Source organism: Candidatus Hydrogenedentota bacterium, from assembly GCA_035416745.1.
In the GTDB taxonomy this organism is placed as follows: Bacteria; Hydrogenedentota; Hydrogenedentia; order Hydrogenedentales; family SLHB01; genus UBA2224.
On sequence record DAOLNV010000022.1, the window covers coordinates 19,780 to 29,021 of the forward strand.

A 9,242-nucleotide genomic window follows, 5' to 3' on the forward strand; every position below is an offset into this window, starting at 1 on the left:
CCTCATGTGGTCTTCGGATATCCCTATGACCATGGGCAGCCGTACCTGAACGAGATGCTGGACGAAGGGAACCGGCCGAGCCAGGCGTCCATGCACTATACCCAGGATGAAGACCAGGGCGTAACGCTGCAATATCGCGGCCTCGAACCCGGCGCTGCCTACCGGATCCGTTTCACCCTCGTGCGCCCCTGGTTCCAGGAGCGGTATGCCGCCCGCATGAACCAGAAGTCTCAAACCATCTATGCGGATGACCAAGTCCTCGCAAAAGACGTTGAACTGCCTTTCAAGATGTGCGATTTCTTTACTTACGACATCCCTCAGGAACTTACGCGTGACGGCGAGCTCGTCATCCGTTTCGAACGGGGCGTTGACGTTGCCCGCGGCGACCGGGTCTCGCGCGAACAGTGGCGCAACTCAGGCGGCTGGGGCACCTTGGTGTCTGAAGCCTGGTTGATGAAGCGGTAGCCAGTCTATCGCCACAGGCTGTCGGGCAACTGTCCCGGGCGGTACTGCATTCGCGGCCGGAGGGGCTTGTTCCTGGTTTCGGCCGTGTTAACGCTCCGCCTCTTCCATGGCAATGGCCGTCCATTCCCACAGGCGTTGCGGTTCGTAGCGGACCGTGGAAATGTCTTTCATGATGAGTTCAATGTGACATCGCCCCTGGGCCGCATCGAGGAATGTGCGGATGTTTCGCCGTGCCTGAACGGGATCCCACCGTTCTTCCGCCAGAATGGCCGGATTGGGTTTGTGGCTGATCACGTAGTCCGTCCCGATCTCGTCAACGGCTCTGCGGGGCGCACACCACGGACTGACCGATACCTTGCGCAGATTCGGTATTCGCCTGAGCACGTCCATCTTGTTGTCGAGCGGCTCGCAGCAGCCATAGTAGGTCAGGCCCCAGTGTTCGAGCCAGCGCATATCGTGCTCGAGCGCAAACTCCCAGTGCATCTCGGGCGAGACATCCGAGAAGATCTGCGCGTTCGAACATCCCCACATGTTGTGCGGTTTCACGTGATCCGGCTTGAAATCGGCCCCTGGCAACGCACTAACGTACCCGTAGCCACCCGACCCGACGCGCGTATTGTTGCAGTCGAGCGCCAACAGGTTCTGTTCGACGAACTGGTCCAGCTCGAGCATCCACGCGTCTACCATGCGAGCTACCGCCGCATGCACCATATCAGGCCGGGCGATAAGATCCATCATCGCCTCCTGGACGCCCCACCAGCGAATGAGGTAATCCCACGGCGTAAACCAGATGTGGGTCTGCCCCATCTTTTTCACCGGCATGATTCCGTCGTAGACGTCGCACATGGTCTGATAACGGTTCTCCGTGGCCTTCTCGTTATGCGACACGATGGGCATACGGATCTTCTGGATGTCTTCGGGCTCCTTGATCAGAATGTTGAAATGCCGTGAGCAGATGTCGCTCGTTTCATCCATCTTTATGGTGTCCACGTCTTCGATGATGCCGAAATCGGTGCTGTGGATTGCCAGCGGGCACGTCAGAAAGTCATTCACAATCATGTCCGCGGGAAGATGTCTCCATTGATACAGGGTTCTGCGCAGGCCGCGTTCCTGGTCCTGCGCCCAAGGGTGTTCCGCGCGCAGGGTTAACTCGTCTCCAACATTCATCTCGTTCCAGCAGATCTCGTTGACCCACACCATGGTACGTTCGCTGTCAAGATCGTTCAGCTTGCGCCAGAGTTCCGCCTTCGCCTTATGCACCGGAAGAACGGCGATTTCGGCCACTTCAGCCGCCAGGGCGCGCAGAACGTCCTTGTCCTTTGAACTCAGTCGGATGTCCTCGACAACCGCAGGAGGCTCGTAATGACTGGGATCGTGCAACATACCCTCTCTCCTTCGTCCCGCTGTGCCCTGAATTGCGCCGAAAATCGCGAAATCTCTATTCGTAATCTCCGAATTCGCGGATCGCCTCGAACATGGCAACCACGTTTTGAACCGGCGTCTCCTCGAGGATGGTGTCATGGCTGGCCCCGGCAATATACCCCCCGCCAGGCTTCATGATTTCGAGCACTTCGCGCGTAGACGCTCGCACCGAATCCGGCGTGCCATCAATCAACACATGGTGCGAATCAATGGCCCCGTTGAAGACCAGCCGGCAGCCATACCGGTCCTTCAATTCGCGCAGATCCATTCCCCGGCAGCAGCGTTGCACGGCATGAATCCCGTCAATACCCGCATCGATAAATGCCGGCAAAAGCTCGGCCACTCCTCCGCAACAGTGCAGCATCACTTTCAAGCCGTAGTCGTGTCCAAGACGGGCCAGACGGGCCAAGTGCGGTTGCAGGAAGCGGCGGAACATCGGTTCGCCGAGAATCGGTCCCAGTTGCGTCCCGAAGTCGTTTCCGATGAAAAAGATGTCTATAACGTCCGCGGCCGCGTCAAATATCCGCTCGCTCACCCCCCAATAGTAGTCGACAAGGCGGCCCAAAAGCGCGTCGACGCTCTCAGGCTCTTCGTACATGCGCGTCATGAGCTCCTGCATCCCGAGAAGGTCTATGGCGTCGTGCCAAAAGGGCGACCAGTCGCCTCCAAGGATCGCATATTCGCCGTTCCACGCAGCGGCCGCCTTCCGAATCCCGCTCACGTCCATCCAATTGGGGTCGGGCCATGCATACGCTTGGATCTCGGTCAGGGCCGCCCCTGCCAGGGGGTGCCCGATCGGCTGTCCATAACCCAATCCCTCGCGCTCGACGCCGAAAACCGTCCGGTATGTCGCCCCTTCGTGCGTCAACGGAGGTTCAGGCCCGCCATAAGTGGCGAAGACGCGGCGGAAATCGTCGCCCAGAAACCGGCGAAGCGCTTCGTCATCCAACCCGAGGGCCGTCTTCGCCTTTGACCAGAACTCTTCAGACGCACCGCACCACGCCGGCACGCGGTCAGGCTCCTCGTGCGCAAAAGTCGTGAGAACGCGCTCGCGCGAATTCAATCGCAAGGGAATGCGTCCTCCGTATTGGCCGTGTTCCACGTCATTCACGACCCTGCCTGCTATCGGGCCGGGCTCGTTGCCTCCCGGACCCGGCTTCTATTGAGTGTTCAACCCTGTTCATGCGCCCGTTTCCTGTGCGCATTCGTTCAGCCCTTCCCGGCTACCACTGTGCGGGCATGAACTTGTCCACATCCTGCTGCGTGATGATGTGCTTGGGCAAGTAAGCGACCGGGTCGAGTTGCTCGCCACTGAACCAGCGTGCAGCCGTGTGCACCGCCAACGCCCCGTCTCCCTCGGCCGACTGGTACGAGATCGCCAACGTTTCGCCCGCCTTAACCGAATCCATGCCGGTCTTGCTGTTTCCGGCCACCACGATCACGATGTCGTTTCGCCCCGCCTTCTTCACCGCTTCCAGCGTTCCCGTCAAGGTGAACCCGTCATCTGCCAAGACCAGTCCCTTCAACTCGTCTCCGAACTTCGTGAGCCAGGCCGACACCAACTGCATGGAAACGTCCGTTTCGAGATTCGAAGTGTCCATGGCCAGAAGTTTCATCTCGGGGGCATATTCGCGCAGTTCCGTGATTGGTGCATAGGTGCGGGAGAAGAAACACGAACTGCCCGGCATGTGGCGCACAATGGCGTAGCCGCCTTTCTTTCCCATGGCATCCGCAAACGTCCGAGCCAACATGCGGAACTGTCCCCAGTCGTCCGGCCCCGTCCATGCAAGACAGTACTTCATGGCCTCGTCGCAGGGGATGGTATTGGACGTGACGCAGGGGATGCCGGCCTTGTGAATTCTACGAAGCAAGGGCGTGCAGGCCGTGGAGTCGACTGGCGCAAAGATGATCATGTCAGGGTGTTCGTTGATGGCCTGGTCCGTCTGCTGGGCCTGCAGGTCCACGTTCCAATTGCTGTTGAACACCTTCGTCTTGATCCCATAGGCGCCGGCTATGACGTGAAAACCGCGCACGTAGGCCGTCCAGTAAGGGTGATCGCCCGCTTTGAGCAGAATGACGCGTTTGCCCGCCGGGCCGTCTCCCGGCGACTCGGGCATAGGTTCCTTGTCCGCCTTCCATCCCGCAAACTCGATGTCCCACCAATGCCCCTTGTCCGTTTCGGGCAGGGCTTTGGGGTCTGCGGGGCGCTCAGGGATGACCTTGGCCTCGCCGGCTGGAGGAAACAGGTACGGCTGTCCGTCGGTGCCGCGAAGCGCGAAGACGTCCGGCGCAGCATCCGTGTTGCCGCGGCGGGCGGCGAACGTGCCATCCTCCGCTACAATCTGGACAGGAAGCGAAGCGTACTTGAAGTACATGGCCGTGATCGCGGCAATCGCCACTATCGCGGTAAGCGTCATGCAAACAAGGGGGAAACGATCCTTCCGGTTCATCCCCGTATCTCCTTCCTCAGTCTCCGGCGGCGGGGCGCCTTCAAATACGGTACCCTCTCGAACTTCTTTCAGCAAATCGGGGCGCTGCCCCTTGAGAAGTTCATAACGGTGAATCGCGTACGCCTCGTACAACACCACAAGGGCCAGGATAAGCCCATTAACGAAAATCTGCACTTCGAACCCAAGACCGTAGCAGCCAATGCCATTGAATAGTGTGTTCAGCATGAGCACCGCGAAATAACTCTTGAGCACGCTTCCTTTGCCGCCCGTCATCAGGGTTCCGCCAATAATTACAGCCGCCAATACGGTCATCAAGGTGCGCGTGCCCAACACGGCTGCCGACGTCATCGAACTCAGGCTCGCGGCGAAAAGCGCGCCCCCCAACGCCGCGCAAAGACTGCACAGGCAGAAACCGGCCATCAGGTACCGATCACGGTTCAGGCCGGCAAGCCAGGCCGCTTCCGGATTCGCGCCCACCAGAAAGAAATTCCTGCCGCAGCGTGTCCAGTTCAGAAACGCTGAGAACCCCGCCACCAGGACAAGAGGAATGACCGCCAAAGGCGCTAAGTACAACAACAGAGGTTCTTCGAGCCAGTCCGCGAACCCGAAATCATCGATGGACTTCGAACCGCCGTGGCTATAGAGGTGCATCAATCCCGTCACGATGGTCATCGTGCCAAGCGTGACGATAAACGAGTTGATTCGCGCTTTGACCGCCAGCCAGCCATTGACCAGGCCAACGAGCGCGCCCGCCCCGAGCGATGCCGCAAAGGCCCCCGCCCACCCAAGAGATGGTTGCAGGCCTATCACGAGCATGCCGCACAACATCACAACCGCGCCGATAGAAAGATCCAGCTGGCCAAGAATCAGAATCAGCGTAAACCCGATGGCCGCGATCGCGTTCAGACTGGCGCCCTTCAGAATCGTCGTGAGATTGTGTATCGACAGGAAGTTTGGCGCGAATGCACCCAGATACGTGCATAGCGCGACAAGCATGAGCAGCGCGCGATGCTCGTTCACGAGCCGCGGCAGGTTCCTGTGCGCCTTTTCCGTGGATCCAGCCGCGCCGCTCATGCTTGTATCTCGTCCGTTATGCGGCTCTGGCATCCGTCTGTGACCGCGTTACGCATAGTCTTTCCCGCGCGCGCGAAGCTGATACTGCTGGAGTCCTACAACCACAATAAACACAATCCCCGTCACGATGTTCTGTCGAAACGAGGTTACCCCCAGGAAGGTCATGATGTTCGTGAGCAGCCCGATGACCAGCACGCCGCCGAACACGCCAGGCATGTGCCCCCGCCCGCCGCTGAGCATAACGCCTCCAATTACCACGGCCGTCACTGCTTTGAAGTCGTAACCCTGCCCGAGATAGAAAACACCGAGCTTGTTCATCGACGTGATGAAAATACCGGCTATGGACGCCGCAAACGCAGCAACCAGGAAATTAAAGAACGCCACCCGCGACACCCGGATTCCGGAGGCCTTGGCGGCCGCCCGCGAAGAGCCCACGAACTGGCTCTCGCGCCCGAAACGCGTCTTGGTCATAACCATATGCCCCAGCGTGAACAACACCAGCATCACCAGCACTATCAAAGGAACCGGTCCGGCGCGCATTCGGAAAATCTCAATAAAGGCCGCACCTGGCGTGCCGGGCTCGATGTCCGGGTAGATCTGGTTGTTGCTCCACGTGAAGCGCATAAACCCTTCCATGAAGAACGCTACGGCGAGAGTCCACAGAATCGGATTGGCGTTCAGCTTTCCCACCACCAGCCCGTTCATCGCTCCAATCGCCAACCCCGCCAGGATGCCCAAGGCAAGTGCGGGAATCAGGCCCAGCGAGAGCGAAGCCACCGCAATGATGCCCGAAAAGGCCATGATGGCAGGAATGGACAGGTCGGCCATGTTCCCCGAGTACGTCACGAACGCCATACCGGAGGCCACGATTCCAAGCAGGGCCACGCCGCTCAAAATGCTCAGGAGGTTCTCGGCCGTGAGGAATTCGGGCGACACGAATATCCCTGAGACAAGCAACGCAGCCGCCACGGCGTAGATACCCGCCGTCTCCAGAACGGTGAGCACAAGATTCCGTCTGGCTCCGATATCACTGGTCACGGCTGACTGGGCCCTCCTGAGAATCTTCGCGCCGATCGAGGCTCTGGCCATGAATCGTCTGCTGCCCCCCAGACATCCGGCAGGGGTATTGGCCATTCGCGGCCAGCAGGACCGCCTCTTCAGACAGCTCCTCCTTCGCCATTTCTCCGAGCAGGCGGCCGTTGCGCATCACAATAACCCGGTCAGACATGCCAACCAGTTCCGGAAGATCCGAGCTGATCAACAAAACAGCAGTCCCCGTCTCGGTCAGGGACATGATGGCCTCGTGTATCTGCCGCTTGGCCTTGACATCTACGCCGCGGGTCGGCTCGTCCAGGATCAATGCTTTCGGGCTCGTCGCGAGCCATTTCGCCAATAGCACCTTCTGCTGGTTGCCGCCCGACAAGGTGCCCGCGTCCACTTCGGGAGAAGCCGCAACGATGTTCAGTTCCTCGAAATAGCGAAGAATAACGCCCGCATCTCTGTCCGAACGGTAAAAGCCCATCCCCGAATGCTGGCCTGTCAACGCCGCAACGAGGTTCTTCCCCACTGGAAGCCGCAGAAACAGGCCATCCTCCTTGCGATCCTCGGGCAGATAAACCAGCCCTTTCGATACCGCCGAAGGGTAGTCGCCGGGCTCGAGCGGCTCGTCCAGGAGCGATACGCCGCCATAATGGACCGGTTCGAGCCCGCAGAGCGACCGCGCCAATTCCGTGCGGCCCGAACCCGACAATCCAACCAGCCCGAGTGTCTCTCCACGGCGCATCTGAAACGAGACATCGTGAAAATAGCCGTAACGCGTGAGGCGTTCAACCCGAAGAACCGTATCGGTAATCTTCGGTTTGCGGCGCGAATAAAACTCGTCGATCGACTGCCCTACCATCATCTGGACAAGCATCTGGGGCGTCGTATCATCGATGGACCGCGTTCCCACCTTCCGGCCGTCCCGCAGCACGGTAACCCGGTCGGCGATCTCGAAGACCTCAGGAAGATGATGGGAAATGTAGACGATGGCAAGACCCTTGCGTTTCAGCTCGCGGATAATCTTGAACAGCCGCATCGCATCTTCCCGCGACAACGACGAAGTGGGCTCGTCCAGAATCAATATGCACGGTTTGCCGCCCAAAACTTTGGCAATCTCGACCAATTGCGCCTCGTGTTGGCTGATCTCCTCGACGGTTTTGCGCGGGTCCGCGCTTAGACCCACGTAACCAAGGCATTCTTGCGCTTCTTCATACATAGCCCCGCGGTCAAGGACGCCCCATCGAGTGGTGGGAAGTCGCCCCACAAGAACATTCTCGGCAATCGAAATGGACCTGGCCAGGCTGAGTTCCTGGTGGACCATGCCCACTCCACACTCTTTGGCCGCCGACGGGGAATGCAGTGCCACTTCCCGGCCGCCAATCCGAATGACGCCGGTGTAATCATCGAACGCCCCGGTCAGAATCTTCATCAGGGTGGATTTGCCCGCGCCGTTCTCCCCCATAAGCGCGTGCACTTCACCCGCGCAAACATCCAGGTCTACGCGATCAACCGCCAGAGTGCCGGGAAAGCGTTTCGAAACGGCCTCCATCGCCAACGCCTGGCCGGTTGATTCAGCAGCTGTCATGCGCCAACTATTCCCCTCTTCCGGTTTCTGCAGAGTCCGGGATACCGCGCCCATACTCGTTCCGGCAATCTCGGAACGATGGTCTTGAATCGAAGTTCGGCCCTCTGCGCTTCGCCCCCCTTGGGCTGCCCGCGCAGTCCCCAGAGGCTCTTCTCACGCATGAAAGGCGCCCTGAGGGATAAAAGAAACCGCTGCCTGAATCAAGCAAACATACCCCGGGACAGTCCCACGCCTCACGCGTCTGCTTGAGGCGCGTCTTTCTTGCCGCCCGCCTTCGACCGTTTCTCGCGCTTCTTACTGGCGCCACTCTCTTGGTCCTTCGACGCTTGGTCCATTTCCTTGCGCAACCGGGCGAGTTTCGTCGAAGCCAGACGCCCCAATTCCGACGACGGAGCGCGGTCTACCAGCATTTGGTAAAGTTCGACGCCTTTTCCCAGACGGTCGAGATTGACCTCACAGAGCTTGGCCCACCGGAAAATGGCCTCCGACCACGGCCGTAACTGGTTCCCCGAGGCTTCCGCGCACTTTTGAAACATCTCAGCGGCTTCCCGGTACCGCCCGTTCATCTCGAGCAGGTGCGCAGCCGCAAAGAGAGCGTGGCCTTTCTTCTCGGGATAACTCTTGTACATCTCGACCGCGCCGTCAATGTCGCCTTGAGCCGCCAACTCCTTGGCCTGAAGGAAATCGTCCATACCCGGCAACGACGTATCGAGCCATGTAATGCGACGGACACTCCGGGTGGTGAGAGCGAACAGAAACGAGTAGCTGAAATACCCCCCCGGAATGGCCCAGATGACCAGACCATAAAGCATCACCGTCAGTTTGCGGTACGCATCCGCCCGCATCCACATGGGGACCCCAACGGCTAAGTACAACCCCAAGGCGACAACGGCCGCCACGAGTATCACCCACAGCGGAGGTATCTTATCGCGCTCATACCAGTACCGGAAAAGCGCATATCCCAGCCCTGCAAGCGCTAACGCAACTCCTATTAAAACAACAAGTTCCAGCGGTTTTAAGATGTACAGATACGAGACTTCTTGGGGCATCCGTTCCAGCATAATCCATCCTCGCTTACGCGACCGAGGCTCTCCCCTGAAACTACAGGCCGGCGCTATCCGAATCCAGTCCTTCCACCCGCGAATCCTTCCCCAGCCCGGATTCCGCGCGTCCGTATTATAACGTCTCTAGTGTACCATCTCCCA

7 protein-coding genes are annotated in these 9,242 nt (G+C 59.2%); 1 reads left to right on the forward strand and 6 read right to left on the reverse strand.

Annotation, left to right across the window (positions count from 1 at the left end):
- A partial coding sequence (locus tag PLJ71_09280) for a hypothetical protein (GenBank protein ID HQM48870.1) occupies positions 1-465 on the forward strand: 465 nt, incomplete at its 5' end.
- A gap of 87 nt (positions 466-552) precedes the next feature.
- Here the strand turns inward: PLJ71_09280 and PLJ71_09285 are convergent.
- The 6 genes from PLJ71_09285 to PLJ71_09310 form a co-directional block, all read right to left on the reverse strand.
- A complete protein-coding gene (locus PLJ71_09285; protein HQM48871.1) occupies positions 553-1,848 on the reverse strand; it encodes a hypothetical protein in 1,296 nt (431 codons plus the stop codon).
- Between the two features lie 55 nt (positions 1,849-1,903).
- Positions 1,904-2,998: a uroporphyrinogen decarboxylase family protein gene (locus PLJ71_09290; protein HQM48872.1), complete on the reverse strand. Its 1,095-nt coding sequence runs from the start codon at positions 2,996-2,998 to the stop codon at positions 1,904-1,906.
- 112 nt (positions 2,999-3,110) lie between these two features.
- A complete protein-coding gene (locus PLJ71_09295) occupies positions 3,111-5,357 on the reverse strand; it encodes a substrate-binding domain-containing protein (GenBank protein HQM48873.1) in 2,247 nt (748 codons plus the stop codon).
- A gap of 102 nt (positions 5,358-5,459) precedes the next feature.
- Positions 5,460-6,449: an ABC transporter permease gene (locus tag PLJ71_09300; GenBank protein ID HQM48874.1), complete on the reverse strand. Its 990-nt coding sequence runs from the start codon at positions 6,447-6,449 to the stop codon at positions 5,460-5,462.
- Positions 6,439-8,037: a sugar ABC transporter ATP-binding protein gene (locus tag PLJ71_09305; protein HQM48875.1), complete on the reverse strand. Its 1,599-nt coding sequence runs from the start codon at positions 8,035-8,037 to the stop codon at positions 6,439-6,441. Before PLJ71_09305 ends, PLJ71_09300 begins: the two co-directional genes overlap by 11 nt.
- Positions 8,038-8,270: 233 nt before the next feature.
- Positions 8,271-9,098, reverse strand: a complete 828-nt coding sequence (locus PLJ71_09310; protein HQM48876.1) for a hypothetical protein — start codon at positions 9,096-9,098, stop codon at positions 8,271-8,273.
- Positions 9,099-9,242 lie beyond the last annotated feature (144 nt).